The sequence below is a fragment of the Methylosinus sp. LW3 genome (assembly GCF_000527115.1).
GTDB lineage: Bacteria > Pseudomonadota > Alphaproteobacteria > Rhizobiales > Beijerinckiaceae > Methylosinus.
Window position 1 is genome coordinate 829199 of the sequence record NZ_AZUO01000001.1, and the last position, 18165, is coordinate 847363.

The following is an 18165-nucleotide window of genomic DNA, read 5'->3' on the forward strand; positions in this document are numbered from 1 at the left end:
CTCAGTTCTCTTCCTCGCCGAACACCGGCAGCATCTGCGGCGAGCGGGAGGCTTGCCGGGACGCCACGGGCGTCGGAGCGGGGGCCGATTGCTGCGGGATGGAGGCGGTGAGGCCGAGGCCGTCGCGCTGATAAATGTCCTCGCGGAACTGCATCACCCCGTCGGGCGTCGCCCAGGCGGTGACATAGACCCAATAGACCGGCACGGCGGGGGAAATCTTCACATCGATGCGCTCGCCGGAGCGGATCGCCTCGTCGATATGGTCGCGGTCCCAGCCGGGCGTCTCCTTCAGCAGCCAGGCGACATAGTCGCGCACATTCTGCAGGCGGATGCAGCCGGAGGAGACGAAGCGGAAGTCGTCGCCGAAAATGCCCTTGGCCGGCGTGTCGTGCATATAGACGCCGTAAGGGTTGGCGATGTCGATGCGCACCACGCCGAGCGAGTTGAAATCGCCGCCCGTGTCCTGGCGGAACTTGTAGTTCAGCGCCTCGAGCGAGTTCCAGTTGATCTGCTGCGGGGAGAGCTCGACGCCCTCCTTATTGTAGACGCGGATGTGATTGTCCGAGAGATAGTTGGAGTCCGCCTGCATCTTGGGGATCAGATCCTTGCGGATGACGGAGGCGGGCACGGTCCAGAACGGGTTGAAATTGACCTGGATCGCCTTGGTCTGCATCACCGGCGACTGGCGGTCGATCTTGCCGACGCCGGCCGTGTGATGGGTGACGACGGCGCCGTTCTCCACCGTCTCCACAGTGGCGGCGGGGATGTTGGCCGTCACATAGCGATTGCCGAGATCGCGCGAGAAGCTGCGCAGGCGCACGAGATTGGTCTCGAGCTGACGCAGGCGCAGCTCGGCGGAGACATTGAGCGCGGCGAAGGTCTGCGTCGAGACGACGCCCGTGGCGTTGACGCCGTGGCGCGCCTGGAAGCGGCGCACCGCGGCCTCCACGTAAGAGTCGAAGACGGGGCTCGTTCCGGCCTCGGCGCCGATGTCGCCCGAGACGATGAGCCGGCGGCGCAGCGCCGAGACGGCGGGGCCGTTGGAGCCGAGCCGCAGCTGCTGGCCGGCCGGCACCATGGGCCAGCCGCCGCGCGCGACGATCTCCTGCAGCTGCGCCATGGCCGTTTCGGTCGCGGCGACGGTCTGTGTGGAGAGGATGGGCGTCGTCGAGCGCGAGACGGTCAATCTCGGGTCGGCGTCATAGCGCTGCGCCCATTCGGCCTGGCCGTCATAGGCGTCGCCCGCGGCGATCGCCGCCTGTGTCCCGGCGCCGGCGAGCGCGAGAACGCTCAACGAAAAGACGGACTTCGAAAACCTACGCAAGGGGAAGCTCCAATCCGACTGCGCCCGCGGCGGGCGAGGCCGCTGTCGCGCGGCGCGTCGATAGATTTGCGATTCTTTCGTTAAGAAGGCGCGAATAGTCCGGCGTTTTTGTGACGCGCCATGAAAATCCGGGAACCGAAAAACGAAAATCCGGGAACCGAAAACGCGCCTCTCGACGCATCCCCCGCGCATGACGTAACGAGAGAGCGCTTTTTCACGAATGGCAAGGTGGGCATTTGGGAGCGCGAGACGCCGAGGAGGAATGGGCCGTGCTGATGCGCGCCGCCATAGCGGGCGATTCGGGCGCCTATCAGAGGCTGCTGCTGTCGCTGACGCCGACGCTGCGCGGCGTCGCGCGGCGCGATTGCGCGCGGCTCGGCCTCGATGTCGCAGAGGCCGAGGATATTGTGCAGGAGACGCTGCTCGCCATTCATTTGAAGCGCGACACTTGGGATATGGACCGGCCGATCTCGCCGTGGATCATGACCATAGCGCGCAACAAGCTGATCGACGCGCGCCGTCGCCGCGGCGCCAAATCGCCGCTGCCGATCGACGACGCCTTCGATCTCGCGGCGCCCGAGGCGGCGGACGATGGCGTCGATCGCCAGGATGTCGATCGACTGCTCGGCGGGCTCGGCGAGCGTCAGCGCGATCTGGTGCGCTTCCTTTCGATCGACGGACATTCGGTGAGGGAGGCGGCCGAGCGCTATCGAATGAGCGAGGGTGCGGTGCGCGTCGCTCTGCATCGCGCGATCAAGGCTCTGGCGGCGCTCTATCGGAGGGGCGAGAAATGAGAACGGAAGAGCTGATCGGCGCGCTCGTCGCGGACCATTCGCCCTCGCGCTTTCGCTTCGCGCAGATTTTCGTGGGCGCGCTCGTCGCCGCCGCCATCGTCGCCGGGGCCGCGCTCCTCGGCTTCATCGGCGTGCGGGCCGATCTCGGCGAGGCCATGCACACGCTGCGCTTTCTCGCCAAATTCGCGGTGACGCTCAGCCTGCTCGGCGCCGGAGCCGGCCTGCTGCGCCGGCTCGCCACGCCGGGCGCGGAGCCCGGCTATTGGCGTTTCGCGCCTTTGCTCGCGCTGCTCGCGCTTCTCCTGGCGGTCGGCCTCGAGCTCATCGCCGCGCCGGCGGATAGCTGGGGCGCGCGGCTCGTCGGCCACAACGCCCGCGCCTGCGTCCTGTTCATTCCGCTGATCGCGACGGGGCCGCTCGCCATACTCATGCTGGCGCTGCGGCGCGGCGCGCCCAGCCGGCCGGCGGTCGCCGGGGCGGTCGCCGGCCTCGTCGCCGGCGCGCTGGCGGCGAGCTTCTACGCCACCCATTGCACGGATGACAGCCCGCTCTTCGTCGCCGTCTGGTATTCGCTGGCCATCGCCCTCGTCACTCTTGCCGGAGCGGCGCTCGGCGCGCGATTGCTGAGATGGTGAGCGCGCAGGGGCCGCTCCGCGCCGATGTGGCTTTGTGCGAGCGCGGCTTTTTCGAGAGCCGGGCCAAGGCGCGCGAGGCGATTCTCGCCGGCCTCGTCGAGGCGGACGGCCGCAGAATCGCCAAGCCGTCGCAGCTCGTCGCGCCCGGCGCGGAGATCGTCGCTCAGGCCCCGCATCCTTACGTTTCGCGCGGCGGCGTCAAGCTCGCCCATGCGCTGGAGGCTTTCGCCGTCGATGCGCGGGACCGCTATTGCCTCGATGTCGGCGCCTCGACCGGCGGCTTCACCGACGCGCTGCTGCGCGCCGGGGCGCGCCATGTCGTGGCGGTGGACGTCGGCCACGACCAATTGCACGAGCGGCTACGGCGCGATGCGCGCGTCGCCTCGCTGGAAGGGCTGGACGCGCGCGCTCTGACGCGGGAGCATCTGGCCGAGCCGCCGTCGCTGATCGTGATCGACGCCAGCTTCATCTCGCTGGCGTTGGTGCTGCCGCCGGTGCTGCCGCTCGCGGCCGAGGGCGCGAGCCTCCTGGCTCTGGTCAAGCCGCAATTCGAGGCCGGCCGCAAGGCGGGCAAGAAGGGCGTCGTGCGCGACGAGGCGATCCACGCCGAGGTCTGCGCGCGTATTACCACGGAGGTCGAGGCTTTGGCCTGGCATGTGCTCGGCGTCATCGCCTCGCCGATCGAGGGCGGCGACGGCAATCGCGAATTTCTCCTCCATGCGCGGCGGGCCTGATGTTGCAAAGATTGGTCATCGAACGTCTCGGCCATAAGGGCGAGGGCGTCGCCCGCACGGAGGAGGGGCTGGTCTTCGCGGCCTTCGCTCTGCCGGGCGAGACGGTTCTCGCCGATGTGGAGGGCGAGCGCGCTCGCGTCGTGGATATTCTCGAGCCGTCGCCGGATCGCATCGAGGCCTTCTGTCCGCATTACGGCGTTTGCGGCGGCTGCGCGGTGCAGACCTTGGCCGCGCCCGCCTATGCGCAATGGAAGCGCGGCCTCGCCGAAACGGCGCTGCGCAACGCCGGCCTCGACTGGCCGGTCGAGCCGCTGATCGACGCCCATGGCGCCGGGCGCCGGCGCGTGACCTTCCATGCTCGTTATGAGAAAGGCGCGGCGCGCGTCGGCTTCATGCGCGCGCGCTCGCATGATCTCGTCGAGATCGACTCTTGCCCCTTGCTCGAGCCGCGCCTCGCCGGCGCCCCCGCCGCGGCGCGCGCTCTGGCGCAGGCGCTCGCCGGTCGCGGCAAGCCGCTCGATCTCGCCGTGACCGCGGCGACCGGTGGCCTCGATATCGACATTCGCGGCGCCGGCGAGCTGGAGGAGCGCGAGACTCTGGCGCTGCTGGAGCTCGCCGAGACTCTCGATCTCGCGCGCCTCGCCAATCATGGGCGGCTGGTGACGTTGCGCCTCCCGCCCGGGGTGATGATCGGCAAGACGCAAGTCTTCCCGCCGCCCGGCGCCTTTCTGCAAGCGACGGCCGAGGGCGAGGCCGCCATCGCCCGCCTCGTCGCGCAGGGCGTCGGCGAGAAGGCCAAGCGCGTGGCCGATCTCTTCTGCGGCGTCGGCGCTTTCGCGCTGCGGCTCGCGGCGCAGGCGCAAGTGACGGCGATCGATTCGGATGTGGCCGCGGTGGAGGCGCTGGACCGCGCCGCCCGCACGGCGAGGGGGCTGCGGCCGATCTCGTCGCAGGCGCGCGATCTCTTCCGCCGTCCGCTCGACCCTCAGGAGCTGAGCCGCTTCGACGCGGTCGTCTTCGATCCGCCGCGCGCCGGCGCGCTGGCCCAGGCCGAGGCGCTGGCGGCCTCCGCCGTGCGTCGCATCGTCGCCGTCTCCTGCGATCCGCAGAGCTTCGCCCGTGATGCTGCCGTTTTGAGCAAAGGCGGATATGCCGCAAAATTCATCACGCCGATCGACCAATTTCGGCATTCGCCGCATCTCGAGCTCGTCGCTCTCTTCGAGCGGGCGTCCGAGACCACGCCGCGCCGGCGGCTATTGTCGCGCTGACGCGAGCGTCGGCGGCGCGCAATTTTTCGTGCGCCCACCTATGGCGGAATGGCCCCGCAAATCCTACATTCCGTCGATGCATTTCATGTGACAACGGACGGTTTTCAGAAAGTGTTTCGGGGCTGGGCGGGGAATTTTGTCTTGCCAGCCCTGTCGAGTTGGGCATAGGATTTGCGTCCATGTCCAGCGTGGGGAGCCGGCTCCTCGGGAGGCTAGGCTCGAATCTGGAAGGAGATGGTCACATGAATGCGCTTCTCGCCGCAACATTGTGCAGTATCGTCCTCGGCGGACTTCCTGTCGCCGCCGCCGCTTATGTGCGGGTCCGCCGCACCGATGAAGCGCATCGTCGTCGTCGCCACTGGTGACCTTCTTCGAAGGGTCTCCCACAATCGAGGCAATCTTCGCTGACCGCCGTCGAAAAAGGACGCGATGACACGGGGCTGCTCGATCGCCTGAGCGCGATCGTGGGACGTGGCGGCGTCATCGTCGATCCCGGCGATATGGCCGCCTATCTCCGTGAGCCGCGTGACGCGTTTTTCGGCCGCGCTCCTTGCATCGTCAAGCCGCGAAGCGCCCGCGAGGTCGCTTCCGTTCTCGCCCTCTGCAATGAGGCCGGCGTCGGCGTCGTTCCGCAGGGCGGCAATACAGGCCTCGTCGGCGGCCAGACGCCCGACGACAGCGGCGCGCAAATCGTGCTGTCGCTGCAAAAGCTCGACAAGATTCGCGAGGTCGATCCCGCTTCCGACACGATGACGGTCGAAGCCGGCGTCATTCTCGCCAATGTCCAGGCCGCAGCGGAAGCCGCCGGCCGCTATTTCCCGCTCTCGCTCGGCGCCGAAGGCAGCTGCACCATCGGCGGCAATCTCGCCACCAACGCCGGCGGCGTGCATGTGATCGCCTATGGCGCGACGCGCGATCTCGCGCTCGGGCTCGAGGTGGCGCTCGCCGATGGGCGGCTGCTGTCCGGTCTCTCCAAGCTGCGCAAGGACAATACCGGCTATGACCTCGCCCATTTGTTCATCGGCTCGGAGGGCACGCTCGGAATCATCACCGCCGCGACGTTGAAGCTGTTTCCCCTGCCGCGCTCGCGCGCCACCGCTTTCGTCGGCCTTGCCGATCCGCACGCGGCGCTGAGCTTGCTGACGCTCGCTAAAGCGCGCGCCGGCTCGGCGCTGGTCGCCTTCGAGCTGATTCCGCGCATCGGCGTCGACTTCACGACGCGCCATATCGCCGGGGTTCGCGATCCGCTCGCCGGCGCGCATGGCTGGTATGTGCTGATGGAGCTGGCCTCGCCCGCCGAGAGCGGCGTCGAGGAGCTGCTGACCGACTTGCTCGGCGAGGCGATGGAGCAGGGCATAGCCGAGGACGCCGCCCTCGCCGCGACGCTGGAGCAGCGCGCCGGCCTATGGAAGCTGCGCGAGACTCTGCCGGAGGCGCAAAAGCCCGAGGGCGCTTCGATCAAGCACGATGTCTCCGTGCCGCTCGAATCGATTCCGGCCTTTCTCGAGGAGGCGAGCGCGCGCGTCATCGCCCATGCGCCGGGCGCGCGGCCGACGCCCTTCGGCCATATGGGCGACGGCAATATCCACTATAATATCTCGCAGCCCGAGGGCGCCGATCGCGCCGCCTTCCTCGCCCGCCGCGAGGAGATCAATGAGATCGTCCACGGGCTGGTGACGAAATATGCGGGCTCGGTCTCCGCCGAGCATGGCGTCGGCGTGCTGAAGCGGGACCTGCTGCGCAGAGTGAAGGACCCGGTGGCGCTCGAGCTGATGCGCGCGATCAAATCCGCGCTCGACCCGAAGGGAATCCTCAATCCGGGGAAGCTTCTGTAGTGCGGGCGTGGCGCTTGCGGCGCTTTTGCGCCGGGGCCGATTTGTCCGCCGCGCCGCCTTCGAAGCCGACGAGAATCTCGTAATCATCGGCCGCTTGCGCGCCGAGATAGGGGACCGCCAAAGGCTCCGAGATCACGCGGAACTCGCCGCGCGCGGCGCCGGCGGGAACGCTCGCCGACACGTGATAGGTCTTGGAGGCGAGGATCGATTCGTCCTTCTGCCGCCGCGCGGCGATCTTCAGCGCGCCGGAGAAAGAGCCGGGCTGTCCGCTCGGGCCGAGCACGGCCGCGCCCTCCACGCCAACCTTTATGAGAATCTGATCGCCCGACACGGTGCATTCGCGCGCGAGATGCGACAGCGAGAGCTGATAGCGCACCGAGGAATTATCCGCGCCCGGCGGAACGCGCAGCGTCGCCGCGCCGGTGTCGACGAGAATTTCCGGGCAGTCCACCGCCGCGCCGGGAGCGGCCTGCACGGGCCGATCGGATTTTTGCGGCTCTTTCTCGCCGCCGTCGAAGACCGAGAGGGGATTGGGCAGGTCGAAGGCGCGGGCGCCGCTCGCCGCGAGCCCCGTCGCCACGCCGGAAATCGAGAGAATCGCAAAAAAGCGCCGCATCATCGGTCTCGTGTCCATCGGCCCTCTCATTCTTCAGCCCGCCACTCGGCGGCGCATGAGAAACGCCATTACCGCCATCACGGCAATTTGGCGAATCCCTCCTTGAAGCCGGCGAGCGACAAGGGCAGGCCGACGCCCTCGTCCGGCGTCAGATAGATGACGAAAGTGGCCGTCTTGCCGTTCTTGAGCTGGTCGACGAGCGCATCGTCCATCACCACATCGGCGACGCAGCCCGACGGCAGGCAGCGCACGAAGCCGGTGTCGCCGATGCGCGTCTTGTCGATGGTGAGGCCGAGGCCCTTGATCAGCAAGACATTCAGCGGCGCGATGACGCGCAGCAGCCGGCTCTTGCCGTCGCTGGTCTTCAGCACCACGACGACGAGATTGACATTGGCCTTGTCCTCCGCGGCGACGCTCTGAATCAGAGCGCATTGCTCGGCAGCCGCGCCGGCCGGCGTCTCGCAGCGAATCTCCCAATCGCCATATTTCGATTTGACAGCCCCCTGCGCCGCGGCGGGCGAGGTCGCAGACCATGCTGCGACTGCGAAAAACAGCCCCGCGACCACATGTCGCAACCTCGCGAGCCGGAGAACGGCGGCGTGCGGCCTCATTTTCGCTCCATCTTTTCTTCGATGCGGATTCCTATGGCCCTTAGGATCGAAACCGGGCCAAAACGGGGCGTTACGAAAAACCTCGAAGGTCCGGTCCTGCGTAGCAAATGGCCGCCCGCTGTCAAGCGGTGGGGCGCCGACGCCGCAATTTTGCGCAGAGGCAGGTGGCGCGACTTTTTGTCAGGCACACTGTGGCGCCGCAGCGATTGCGCGGCGCCGCTGTTTGTGGTTGAACCCGCGTGGGAATACCTGACGGGCCGGATTTGTGGCGGGTTCGGGCCGATCTATAGCTACCGGATAACAAAATCATAACGACCTTGTTCCTGAGGTCCGAGAGGCGATCTTCATGCTCATCGGCAGACGACCCACACTCCGCCGCGCGGCCTTGATGGCCGGCGCCGTATCCTCCCTGCTCCTGCTCGCGGGCGTCGCATCCGCCGAGGTGATCGGCCAGCCCTCGCCGGGAGGTCTCGGTCTTCCGACGACGGTGACGGAAGTGGGCGCCGAGACGCAGTTTTTCTACAATGTCATTCTGCTGCCCATTATCAGCTTCATCGGTCTCTTCGTTCTCGGCCTTCTCATTTACGTCTGCTGGCGCTTCAACGAGAACGCCAATCCGGTTCCCTCCAAGCTCACCCATCACACCGGCCTCGAGGTCGCCTGGACGCTGGTTCCGGTGCTGATCCTGGTGTTCATCGCCATCCCCTCCTTCCGCCTGCTGGCGCATCAGGTCGAGATTCCCGAGCCGAAGGTGACGATCAAGGTCACTGGCAATCAATGGTACTGGTCCTACGCCTATCCCGAGGATCAGGGCGGTGGCTTCTCCTTCGACCAGTTCCTGAAGTCCGACGCCGAGCTGAAGCCCGAGAATGGCGATGTCCGCCTGCTCTCGGTCGACAATGAGGCGGTGGTGCCGGTCGGCGAGGTCGTCAAGCTGCAGGTGATCGCCTCCGACGTGATCCACTCCTACACGATTCCGGCCTTCACCGTCCGCATCGACGCAGTGCCCGGCCGCCTGAACGAGACGTGGTTCAAGGCCGAGAAGGAAGGCATTTTCTACGGCCAGTGCTCGAAGATCTGCGGCAAGGATCATGCGTTCATGCCGGCCGCCATCCGCGTCGTCTCCAAGGAGAAATACGCCGAATGGCTGGTCGAGGCGAAGAAGAAGTTCGCCCAGGCCGACGTCGGGCGCATGCGCGTCGCCGACGAGAGCGCCGCGCGCTGACCTTCTCGCATCGCCCAACCGAACAAAAGCCAAGCATTCTTCGAGGATCACGACCATGGACGCCATCTCGACCGAGGCGGGGGCCCACCACGACCATCCCACCGGCCTGCGCCGCTTTCTCTTCTCGACCAACCATAAAGACATCGGCACGCTCTATTTGATCCTCGCCGTCGTCGGCGGCCTCATCGGCTTCCTGATGTCCATGGCCATTCGCGCCGAGCTCGCGCATCCTGGCATCTCGGTGTTCCCGGGCATTTCCGCGCTGCTGCACGGGACCGACCCGACCAATCTCGACGCGGCCAAGAATCTCTACAATGTGTTCATCACCGCCCATGGCGTGCTGATGATCTTCTTCTTCGTCATGCCGGCGCTGATGGGCGGCTTCGCCAATTGGTTCGTGCCGATCATGATCGGCGCGCCGGACATGGCCTTCCCGCGTCTCAACAACATCTCCTTCTGGCTGCTCGCCGTGGCGCTGGTGCTGGTGGTGCTGTCGACCTTCGCGGAGGGCGCTCCGGGCTCGCTCGGCTTCGGCGGCGGCTGGGTGTTCTATCCGCCTCTGTCGTCCAACACGGGCCACCCCGGGCCGGCGATGGATTATGTGATCCTGTCGCTGCATCTGGCCGGCGCCTCGTCGATCCTCGGCTCGATCAACTTCATCACCACCATTTTCAACATGCGCGCGCCGGGCATGACGCTGCACAAGATGCCGCTGTTCGCCTGGGGCATGCTGGTGACGGCCTTCCTGCTGGTGCTGACCCTGCCCGTGCTCGCCGGCGCCATCACCATGCTGCTGACGGACCGCAACTTCGGCACCACCTTCTATGATCCGGCGGGCGGCGGCGATCCGATCCTGTTCCAGCATCTGTTCTGGTTCTTCGGCCATCCGGAAGTCTATGTTCTGATCCTGCCGGCCTTCGGCATCATCAGCCACATCGTCTCCACCTTCTCGCGCAAGCCCGTGTTCGGCTATCTCGGTATGGCCTACGCCATGGTGTCGATCGGCTTCCTCGGCTGCATCGTGTGGGCGCACCACATGTATACGGTCGGCCTGTCGCTCAACGCGCAGCGCTATTTCGTCTTCGCCACAATGGTCATCGCGGTGCCGACCGGCATCAAGATCTTCTCTTGGATCGCGACCATGTGGGGCGGCTCGATCTCCTTCCGCGCGCCGATGTGGTGGGCGATCGGCTTCATCTTCGTGTTCACGCTCGGCGGCGTCACCGGCGTCGTGCTGGCCAACGCTTCCGCCGACCGTCAGCTGCACGAGACCTATTACGTCGTCGCCCACTTCCACTACACCATGTCGCTCGGCGCGGTGTTCGGAGTCTTCGCGGGCTTCTACTACTGGTTCCCGAAGATGACGGGCTACATGTACAACGAGACTCTGTCGAAGGCGCATTTCCTGCTGCTCTTCGTCGGCATCAATCTCGTCTTCTTCCCGCAGCACTTCCTCGGCCTCGCCGGCATGCCGCGCCGCTATATCGACTATCCGGACGCGTTCGCGCTGTGGAACTATTGGTCGTCGGTCGGCGCCGCCATCGCCGCGGTCAGCGTCCTGCTCTTCTTCTACACGGTCGCGGAGGCCTTCCTGCGCAAGCGTGAGGCGGGCAATAATCCCTGGGGCGTGGGCGCGACGACGCTCGAGTGGACGCTGCCCTCGCCGCCGCCCTTCCATCAGTTCGAGACCCTGCCGCGCATCACCGGCTCGGGCCACCACTGAGGCAATTCCTCCGGCCGCGGCGCAAGCTGTCGCGGCCGGAGCGATCCGGCTCTTCTCCCGGGACGAGAGCCCCGCGAGACCTTCGGAACGATCTGTGCAAGACGATCGTCGAAAGATCGAGAACGAGAACGATCGCCAATAAAAGAGTGAGAGCATGAGCGACGCCTCCTTCATCCTCGACGAAGCTTCGGCCCCGCGCGCGCCCGTCGCCGCGCCGGGCGATTATTTCGCTCTGCTGAAGCCGCGCGTGATGTCGCTCGTCGTGTTCACGGCGCTCGCCGGCATTCTGCTGGCGCCGACTGCTCCGCATCCTTTCATCGCCTTCGCCTCGCTGCTGGCCATCGCCGTCGGCGCGGGCGCGTCCGGCGCTCTCAACATGTGGTACGACGCCGATATCGACCGGCTGATGACGCGCACGCGCCGCCGGCCCATTCCCGCTGGCCGTCTCGGCCGCGAGGAGGCGCTCGCCTTCGGCCTCTTCCTCTCCATAATGGCGGTGTTCACGCTCGGCCTGGTCGCCAATTGGCTGGCCGCCGGCCTGCTCGCCTTCACCATCTTCTTCTATGTCGTCGTCTATACGATGTGGCTGAAGCGCTCGACGCCGATGAACATCGTCATCGGCGGCGCGGCCGGCGCGCTGCCGCCCGTCGTCGGCTTCGCCGCTGCGACCGGCGCCGTCGATCTCTCCAGCGTCATTCTCTTCGGCATCATCTTCATGTGGACGCCGCCGCATTTCTGGGCGCTTGCCCTGGTCAAGCGCGAGGAATATGGCGCCGCCGGCATTCCCATGCTGCCCAATGTGCATGGCGAGACGCGCACCCGCCTCGAGATCCTCGTCTATTCCATCGTGCTCGCGCCCATCGGCGTCGCGCCCTATCTGCTCGGCTTCGCCTCGCCGGTTTATGGCGTCGTCTCGCTGCTGCTCGGCGCGGCGCTGTTCGGCTGCGCCATCGAGGTCTATCTGCGCCGCGAGGGCGAGAAGGCGCGCCGCGCGGCGATGCGCCTCTTCTTCTTCTCCATCGTCTATTTGTCCCTATTGTTCATGGTTCTGGTGATCGAGAGGCTTCTCGCCCTCTCGTCCTGGCTCGCTTGAGCGGAGCAACCCATGACGATCGGCCGACCCGAAGACACATCCGAGCCGCGCGAGGGCGTGGTCCTCACGCCGGAACAGGCGAAGAGCCGCCGCGCCCGCAACATAGCGATCGGCGTCGCCGTCGCCCTGTTCGTGGCGCTCTTCTATTTCGTCACCATAGTGAAGCTCGGCGGCAACGTCGTGCCGCGGGCCGGGTGAGGTCGTGATGGGCGCGGATCATAAAGAGAGAGGCCACGCCGGCAGGGGCGCCTTGCTGCTGATCGGCGGTTCCGTGGCCATGCTGATTCTGTCCTTCGCCTCGGTCCCGCTCTATCGCGCCTTCTGCTCGGCCACCGGCTTCGGCGGCACGACGCAGGTCGCCAAGCTCGCGCCGGCCAAGCCCGGCGAGCGCAGCATCGGCGTGCGCTTCGACGCCAATGTCGCGCGCGATCTGCCCTGGCGCTTCGAGCCGGAGACGCCTCGCATCGTGGTGCGCACCGGCGAGACCGCGACAATCTATTACAAGGTCGTCAATCTCTCCGACCAGGAGACGAGCGGCGTCGCTGCATACAATGTCAGCCCGGATCAGGCCGGCGCCTATTTCGACAAGCTGGCCTGTTTCTGCTTCTCGGAGCAGAAGCTCGCGCCGCATGAGAGCGCCGAATGGCCGGTGGTGTTCTTCCTCGATCCGGCGCTCGAAGCCGATGAGACGATGCGCCACGTCGAGGAAATCACGCTCTCCTATTCCTTCTTCGCCTCCAAAAAGCCCAAGGAAGCAAAGCCCAAGGAGGCGGCGAGCGGCGTAAAGCCGAAGACGTGACGTAAAAAGAATGCGACGGGGGGCGTCCGCGGCGGGGCGAACCACTCGAGCGAATGGAGCCCTGTGAACGAGACCGGCCCGGCCGGCGAAATCTCGAGGATACTGATATGTCGGACGGACACGCGAAACCAAATCACGATTATCATCTCGTCGATCCGAGCCCGTGGCCGCTCGTCGGCTCGCTCGCCGCGCTGTTCACCGCGATCGGCGCCATCTATTGGATGAAGGGCCTGCCGCTGCTGGGCGTGAAGATCGGCGGCCCGCTGCTGTTCAGCGTCGGATTCGCCGGCATTCTCTTCACCATGTGGTCCTGGTGGAGCGACATCATCCGCGAGGCCGAACATGAGGGCCATCACACCGCGGTCGTGCAGCTGCATCACCGCTATGGCGTGATCCTCTTCATCCTCTCCGAGGTGATGTTCTTCGTCGCCTGGTTCTGGGCCTTCTTCAACTCGGCGATCTTCCCGGCCGATCCGCAGCAGTTCGCCCGCACCGAGCTGTTCCAGGGCGTGTGGCCGCCGCATGGGATCGAGGTGCTCAATCCCTGGCATCTGCCGCTGCTGAACACGGTGATCCTGCTCACCTCCGGCGCGACGCTCACCTATGCGCATCACGGCCTGCTGCACAACAATCGCGACGCGCTGAAGAAGGGCCTCATCGCCACGATCGCGCTCGGCCTGATCTTCACCTGCGTCCAGGCCTATGAATACGCCCATGCGCCCTTCGCCTTCAAAGGCTCGATCTATGGCGCGAGCTTTTTCATGGCGACCGGCTTTCACGGCTTCCATGTGATCGTCGGCTCCATCTTCCTCATCGTCTGCCTCGCGCGCACGCTCGCCGGCCAGTTCAAGCCGGATCAGCATCTCGGCTTCGAGTTCGCCGCGTGGTATTGGCATTTCGTCGACGTCGTTTGGCTGTTCCTGTTCGCCTCCATCTATGTGTGGGGCAACTGGGGCGGCCATATGGAGTGACCAGGACGAGCCCATCTCGGCTTCCTCGAGAGAAGCGCCGGCGGGGTCGTCGGCGCTTTTTTCGTTTCGTCGATCTCTCGCCCTCGCAAAAGGGATAGGAAAATCATGGCCGCGGACGAACACTCCACCGTCAATCCTTATGTCGCCGGCCTGCTCGGCCGCTGCCCGCGTTGCGGCAAAGGACATTTGTTTCGCGGCTTCCTCACGCTCGCGCCGAGCTGCGAGGTCTGCGGTCTCGATCTCGCCTTCGCCGATTCGGGCGACGGGCCGGCCGTCTTCGTGATGACCATCGCCGGCTTCATCGTCGTCGGCGCGGCGCTCTATGTCGAGGTCGCCTATTCGCCGCCCTATTGGGTGCATGGGCTGATCTTCCTGCCGCTGACGGTCATCGTCTGCGCCGGCCTGCTGCGGCCGGCCAAGAGCCTCTTGATCGCGCTGCAATATTTCAACAAGGCGGAGGAGGGGCAGCGCGCCGATGAGAGCTGAAGCGCGCGCCCTTCTCGGGCCGGCGATCTTTTCGCTCGTCATGGCGGCGCTGCTCGCCGGGCTCGGCGTGTGGCAGCTGCGTCGCCTCGCCTGGAAAGAGGCGCTGATCGAGCGCGTCGAGACGCGCGCGACGGCCGCGCCCGTCGCGCCGCCGCCTCGCGCGCAATGGGATGCTCTCGCGCCGCAGGACTATGATTTCACCCATGTCCGAGCGTCCGGCCATTTCGATCTTTCGCGCGAGGCGTTGATCTTCTCGCCGCCGCCCTCCGGCGCGGGGGTGGAGCCGGGCTATCGGGTGATCGCGCCTCTGCTGCTCGACGAAGGCGGCGCGATCCTGGTCGATCGCGGCTTTCTGCCGCTATCGCAGCGCGGCGACGAGACGCGCAAGCGCGAGCCCTCCGGTCCCGTCACGCTCACCGGCCTGCTGCGCGGCCCGCAGGCGCGCAATCTCTTCACGCCGGCCGATTCGCCGCAGGAGGGGCTGTTCTACACCGGCGACGCGCGCGCGCTCGCCGCATATCTGCAGATCGCCGACGCCTCGCCCTTTCTGCTGGAGCTCGATCCCGCGGCGCCGACGCCCGGCCTGCCGCGCGTCTATGATCACAATATCGAGCTTTCCAATAATCATCTCTCCTACGCCATCACCTGGTTCTCGCTGTCCGCGGCGGTCGCCGGAGGCTTCGCCTTCTACGCGACGGGCCGGCTGAAGCAGCGCTGACGCGGCCGCTCATTCTCGAGCGGCGCCGAATCTCACGACGATTTCGGCGCCTTCGGACTTTGCCGGCGCGGCCTTCGCGGGTTAGAAGAGACGCCGTGCGCTACATTTCCACACGCGGCGAAGCTCCAGAGCTCGCCTTCGAAGACGTTCTCCTCGCCGGCCTCGCCTCCGACGGCGGGCTCTATGCGCCCGTCTCCTATCCGGCGATGGCGCGCGGCGATATTGCTTCTCTCGCCGGCCTTCCCTACGCCGAGGCCAGCGCGCGCATCATCGCGCCTTTCCTCGGCGAGGCCTTCGACGGCGAGGCGCTGCGCGCGCTGACGCAGAGCGCCTATTCGAGCTTCCGTCACAGCGCCATCGCGCCGCTGACGCAGATCGCCGATAATCTCTTCGTCCTCGAGCTGTTCCATGGCCCGACGCTGGCGTTCAAGGACGTCGCCATGCAATTGCTCGGGCGCATGATGGACGCCGTCCTCGCCCGCCGCGATCTGCGCGCGACAATCGTCGGCGCCACATCGGGCGACACCGGCGCGGCGGCGATCGAGGCCTTTGCGGGGCTCGATCGGGTCGATGTCTTCATCCTCTATCCGCATGAGCGGGTCTCGGATGTGCAGCGCCGGCAGATGACGACGGTCGAGGCCGCCAACATCCACACCATTGCGCTGCGCGGCTCCTTCGACGATGCGCAATCGATTCTGAAATCGTTGTTCCGCGACGCGCGCTTCCGCGAGAGCGTCGGGCTCGCCGGCGTCAATTCCATCAATTGGGCGCGCGTCGTCGCGCAGACGGCCTATTATTTCACGAGCGCCGTCGCGCTCGGCGCGCCGCATCGCGAGGTGAGCTTCGCGGTGCCTACTGGCAATTTCGGCGATGTGCTGGCGGGCTATGTGGCCAAGCGCATGGGCTTGCCGGTCGGCAAGCTCGTCATCGGCACCAATTCCAACGATATTCTCGCGCGCACGCTGGCGAGCGGGCGCTATGAGCTGCGCGGCGTGACGCCGACGCAATCGCCATCGATGGATATTCAGATCTCGTCCAATTTCGAGCGTCTGCTGTTCGACGTCTATGGTCGCGACGCCGTGCAGATTCGCGGGCTGATGGGCGCGCTGGATCAATCCAAGGGCTTTACCGTCGCTCCCGCGCCGCTCGAAGCGATCCGCGCGGAATTCGAGGCCAGCGCGGCCTATGAGGCCGACACGACGGAAGAGATCGCCCGCACCTATCGCGAGACCGGCTATATTCTCGATCCGCACGCCGCCACCGGCGTTCATGCGGCGAGAAAACGCCTCACGATCGATCCCGCGACGCCGATCGTCTCGCTCGCCACCGCCCATCCGGCGAAATTCCCGGATGCGGTGGAGCGCGCCATCGGCAAGCGCCCGCTGCTGCCCGAGCATCTCGCGCATATTCAGGGCGCGCGCGAGCGTTTCACCGTGCTCGACAATGATTCCGGCAAGGTCGCGGCCTTCATTTCCGAGCGCGCCCGCGCGGCGCGCGCCACGGTCTGAGAGGGTTGCCATGGCGCTCTTCGGCCTCGTTCCCGCCTATCGTGATCTGCCGCTGCGCGGGGAGGGCGTCTATCTGCGCAGCTCGGAGATGCGGGATTTCGTCGCCTGGGCGTCTTTGCGCGAGCGAAGCCGCGCCTTTCTGACGCCCTGGGAGCCGACCTGGCCCTCCGATGATCTCACCCGCGGGAGCTTTCGCTATCGCGTGCGCCGCCACGCCGAGGAGATGGCGCGCGACGAGGCCTATTCCTTCTTCGTCTTCCGCGAGGCGGACGATGTTCTCGTCGGCGGCCTGACGCTCGGCCATGTGCGGCGCGGCGTCTCCCAGGCGGCGACGCTCGGCTATTGGATGGGCGAGCCCTATGCCGGCAAGGGCTATATGTCCCGCGCCGTGCGTGCGGCGCTGGATTACGCCTTCAGCCGCCAGCGCCTGCATCGCGTCGAGGCCGCGTGCCTGCCGTCCAACGCCGCCTCCATTCGGCTGCTGGAGCGCAATGGCTTCCATCAGGAGGGCTTCGCGCGGGCCTATCTCAACATCAACGGCCAATGGCGCGACCATCTGCTCTTCGCGCGGCTGGACAGCGATCCCTCGCCGGCCCGCCGGCCGCTTTGAGCGGACAGGACCGAAGTTCCGTCCGTCATCCCGTTTCGAATCCGCACAGAACAGCCCCGATTCTGTCTGGCACGTATCTCTCAGCCTACCCTTCGACATTGCCGACCACGTTTCGAAACGGGACGGCAGGCGAAAAAAGGGTAGCGTATTCATGGCGTTCCAGCGTAAACCGGCGTTCCGGGACATCGAGGAGGTCACTGTTGGCGGCGTTCGCGTCGCTCGGCTCGATCTCGCGGCGACCGCGCGGCTGATGATCGAGGCGGCTCTCCGCCCCGCGCGGGAGAATGGGCCGCTCTATCTCACCTCCGTCAATGGCGAGGTGCTGGCGCGTCGCCGCGCCAGCCGCGAATTCGCCGAGCTCGTCGACGAGGCCGATCTCATCAGCGCCGACGGCCAACCGTTCGTCTTCGCCTCGCGCCTGCTGGGCGCGCGGGCGCTGCCGGAGCGCGTCGCCACCACCGATCTCTATCCGCTCGTCGCCGAAATGGCCGCGCGGGAGGGCGTCACCTTCTACCTCTATGGCGCGACGGAAGAGATCAATCGCGCGACCTATGAGGTCACAATGCGCCGCTTTCCAGGCCTGCGCATCGTCGGCCGCTCGCATGGCTATCTCACCGGCGAGGAGCTGGAGCGCAAGATCGACGAGATCGACGAGCTGGCGCCCGATATCGTCTGGCTGGCGCTGGGCGTGCCGCGCGAGCAGGAATTCGTGCGAAAATGGAGCGATCGCCTTCGAAACGTCAAAGTGATCAAGACATCTGGGGGCCTGTTCGATTTCGTGGCCGGCGCCAAGAAGCGCGCCCCGATGTGGATGCAGAAGGCGGGGCTCGAATGGGCCTTCCGTCTTCGGCTCGAGCCGCGCCGGCTGTTCTTGCGCTATGTGACGACCAATCCGATCGCGTTGCTGCTGCTATTGCGCCACACGCATTGACAGTCCTCGCACATCCGCCGGCGCGTCGAAGCCGGCGGGCGTCCGAAGCCGCAGTGTAACGAGTTCGGCTTTGGGTCCCCGGCGCGTCGCGCCACTCCGCCAGCGCCGGGGACGACGCCGATCATCGGCGAATTCTCAAAATGGGAAAAGCCCGAAATTCAGTCCCCTCATCCTGAGGCGCTTTTTGCGGAACGCAAAAAGCCTCGAAGGATGCTCCAGCGGGCGGCGCTTCGACGACCCTTCGAGACGCCGGCTCCTCATGACAATCCGGATAATCGGTTCGC

General features: G+C 66.3%; 20 protein-coding genes. 17 read left to right on the forward strand and 3 right to left on the reverse strand.

Annotated elements, in window-relative coordinates; all coding sequences use genetic code 11:
* Position 1: 1 nt before the first annotated feature.
* Positions 2–1294, reverse strand: coding sequence for a L,D-transpeptidase family protein (locus tag METLW3_RS0104095; protein ID WP_024878718.1), 1293 nt, complete (start codon positions 1292–1294; stop codon positions 2–4).
* A gap of 266 nt (positions 1295–1560) precedes the next feature.
* On the opposite strand from METLW3_RS0104095, the gene METLW3_RS0104100 reads away from it, so the two are divergent.
* From METLW3_RS0104100 to METLW3_RS0104125, 6 genes are all read left to right on the forward strand, one after another.
* Positions 1561–2118 carry a sigma-70 family RNA polymerase sigma factor gene (locus tag METLW3_RS0104100; protein WP_024878719.1) on the forward strand — a complete coding sequence of 186 codons (558 nt, stop codon included), beginning with the start codon at positions 1561–1563 and terminating at the stop codon, positions 2116–2118.
* Positions 2115–2753: an NrsF family protein gene (locus METLW3_RS0104105; protein ID WP_024878720.1), complete on the forward strand. Its 639-nt coding sequence runs from the start codon at positions 2115–2117 to the stop codon at positions 2751–2753. Before METLW3_RS0104100 ends, METLW3_RS0104105 begins: the two co-directional genes overlap by 4 nt.
* Entirely contained in the window at positions 2747–3487 is a 741-nt protein-coding gene (locus METLW3_RS0104110; RefSeq protein WP_024878721.1) for a TlyA family RNA methyltransferase, read from the forward strand. Before METLW3_RS0104105 ends, METLW3_RS0104110 begins: the two co-directional genes overlap by 7 nt.
* Entirely contained in the window at positions 3487–4755 is a 1269-nt protein-coding gene (locus METLW3_RS0104115) for a methyltransferase (protein WP_024878722.1), read from the forward strand. The genes METLW3_RS0104110 and METLW3_RS0104115 overlap by 1 nt, the downstream gene beginning before the upstream one ends.
* Before the next feature lie 242 nt (positions 4756–4997).
* The gene (locus tag METLW3_RS29265) at positions 4998–5120 is read left to right on the forward strand and encodes a hypothetical protein (RefSeq protein WP_256367021.1); all 123 of its coding nucleotides are present in this window, start codon (positions 4998–5000) and stop codon (positions 5118–5120) included.
* A 135-nt stretch (positions 5121–5255) separates the two neighbouring features.
* Positions 5256–6590: an FAD-binding oxidoreductase gene (locus METLW3_RS0104125; protein WP_245267434.1), complete on the forward strand. Its 1335-nt coding sequence runs from the start codon at positions 5256–5258 to the stop codon at positions 6588–6590.
* Here the strand turns inward: METLW3_RS0104125 and METLW3_RS0104130 are convergent.
* Together METLW3_RS0104130 and METLW3_RS0104135 are read right to left on the reverse strand one after the other, a co-directional pair.
* Positions 6568–7224 carry a hypothetical protein gene (locus tag METLW3_RS0104130; protein WP_024878724.1) on the reverse strand — a complete coding sequence of 219 codons (657 nt, stop codon included), beginning with the start codon at positions 7222–7224 and terminating at the stop codon, positions 6568–6570. The two genes, METLW3_RS0104125 and METLW3_RS0104130, sit on opposite strands and share 23 nt — an antisense overlap.
* A 59-nt stretch (positions 7225–7283) precedes the next feature.
* On the reverse strand, positions 7284–7817 hold the full coding sequence (locus tag METLW3_RS0104135) for an invasion associated locus B family protein (RefSeq protein WP_024878725.1): 534 nt from the start codon (positions 7815–7817) through the stop codon (positions 7284–7286).
* 346 nt (positions 7818–8163) lie between these two features.
* Between METLW3_RS0104135 and coxB the strand changes: the two genes are divergently transcribed.
* From coxB to METLW3_RS0104190, 11 genes are all read left to right on the forward strand, one after another.
* A complete protein-coding gene (coxB, locus tag METLW3_RS0104140; protein ID WP_024878726.1) occupies positions 8164–9042 on the forward strand; it encodes a cytochrome c oxidase subunit II in 879 nt (292 codons plus the stop codon).
* A gap of 55 nt (positions 9043–9097) precedes the next feature.
* The gene (gene ctaD, locus METLW3_RS0104145) at positions 9098–10765 is read left to right on the forward strand and encodes a cytochrome c oxidase subunit I (protein WP_024878727.1); all 1668 of its coding nucleotides are present in this window, start codon (positions 9098–9100) and stop codon (positions 10763–10765) included.
* A gap of 154 nt (positions 10766–10919) precedes the next feature.
* Entirely contained in the window at positions 10920–11858 is a 939-nt protein-coding gene (locus METLW3_RS0104150) for a heme o synthase (RefSeq protein ID WP_024878728.1), read from the forward strand.
* 12 nt (positions 11859–11870) lie between these two features.
* Positions 11871–12056 (forward strand): hypothetical protein, encoded by a 186-nt coding sequence (locus METLW3_RS0104155; protein WP_024878729.1) that lies wholly within the window; start codon positions 11871–11873, stop codon positions 12054–12056.
* A gap of 7 nt (positions 12057–12063) precedes the next feature.
* Positions 12064–12657 carry a cytochrome c oxidase assembly protein gene (locus tag METLW3_RS0104160; protein WP_024878730.1) on the forward strand — a complete coding sequence of 198 codons (594 nt, stop codon included), beginning with the start codon at positions 12064–12066 and terminating at the stop codon, positions 12655–12657.
* Between the two features lie 107 nt (positions 12658–12764).
* Positions 12765–13628, forward strand: coding sequence for a cytochrome c oxidase subunit 3 (locus tag METLW3_RS0104165; RefSeq protein ID WP_024878731.1), 864 nt, complete (start codon positions 12765–12767; stop codon positions 13626–13628).
* Positions 13629–13733: 105 nt separating this feature from the next.
* Positions 13734–14114, forward strand: a complete 381-nt coding sequence (locus tag METLW3_RS0104170; protein WP_024878732.1) for a DUF983 domain-containing protein — start codon at positions 13734–13736, stop codon at positions 14112–14114.
* On the forward strand, positions 14104–14832 hold the full coding sequence (locus METLW3_RS0104175) for an SURF1 family protein (protein WP_024878733.1): 729 nt from the start codon (positions 14104–14106) through the stop codon (positions 14830–14832). The genes METLW3_RS0104170 and METLW3_RS0104175 overlap by 11 nt, the downstream gene beginning before the upstream one ends.
* Before the next feature lie 95 nt (positions 14833–14927).
* On the forward strand, positions 14928–16340 hold the full coding sequence (gene thrC / locus METLW3_RS0104180) for a threonine synthase (RefSeq protein ID WP_024878734.1): 1413 nt from the start codon (positions 14928–14930) through the stop codon (positions 16338–16340).
* 10 nt (positions 16341–16350) lie between these two features.
* On the forward strand, positions 16351–16950 hold the full coding sequence (locus tag METLW3_RS0104185; protein ID WP_024878735.1) for a GNAT family protein: 600 nt from the start codon (positions 16351–16353) through the stop codon (positions 16948–16950).
* Between the two features lie 151 nt (positions 16951–17101).
* Positions 17102–17881 (forward strand): WecB/TagA/CpsF family glycosyltransferase, encoded by a 780-nt coding sequence (locus tag METLW3_RS0104190; RefSeq protein WP_024878736.1) that lies wholly within the window; start codon positions 17102–17104, stop codon positions 17879–17881.
* Positions 17882–18165: the final 284 nt, after the last annotated feature.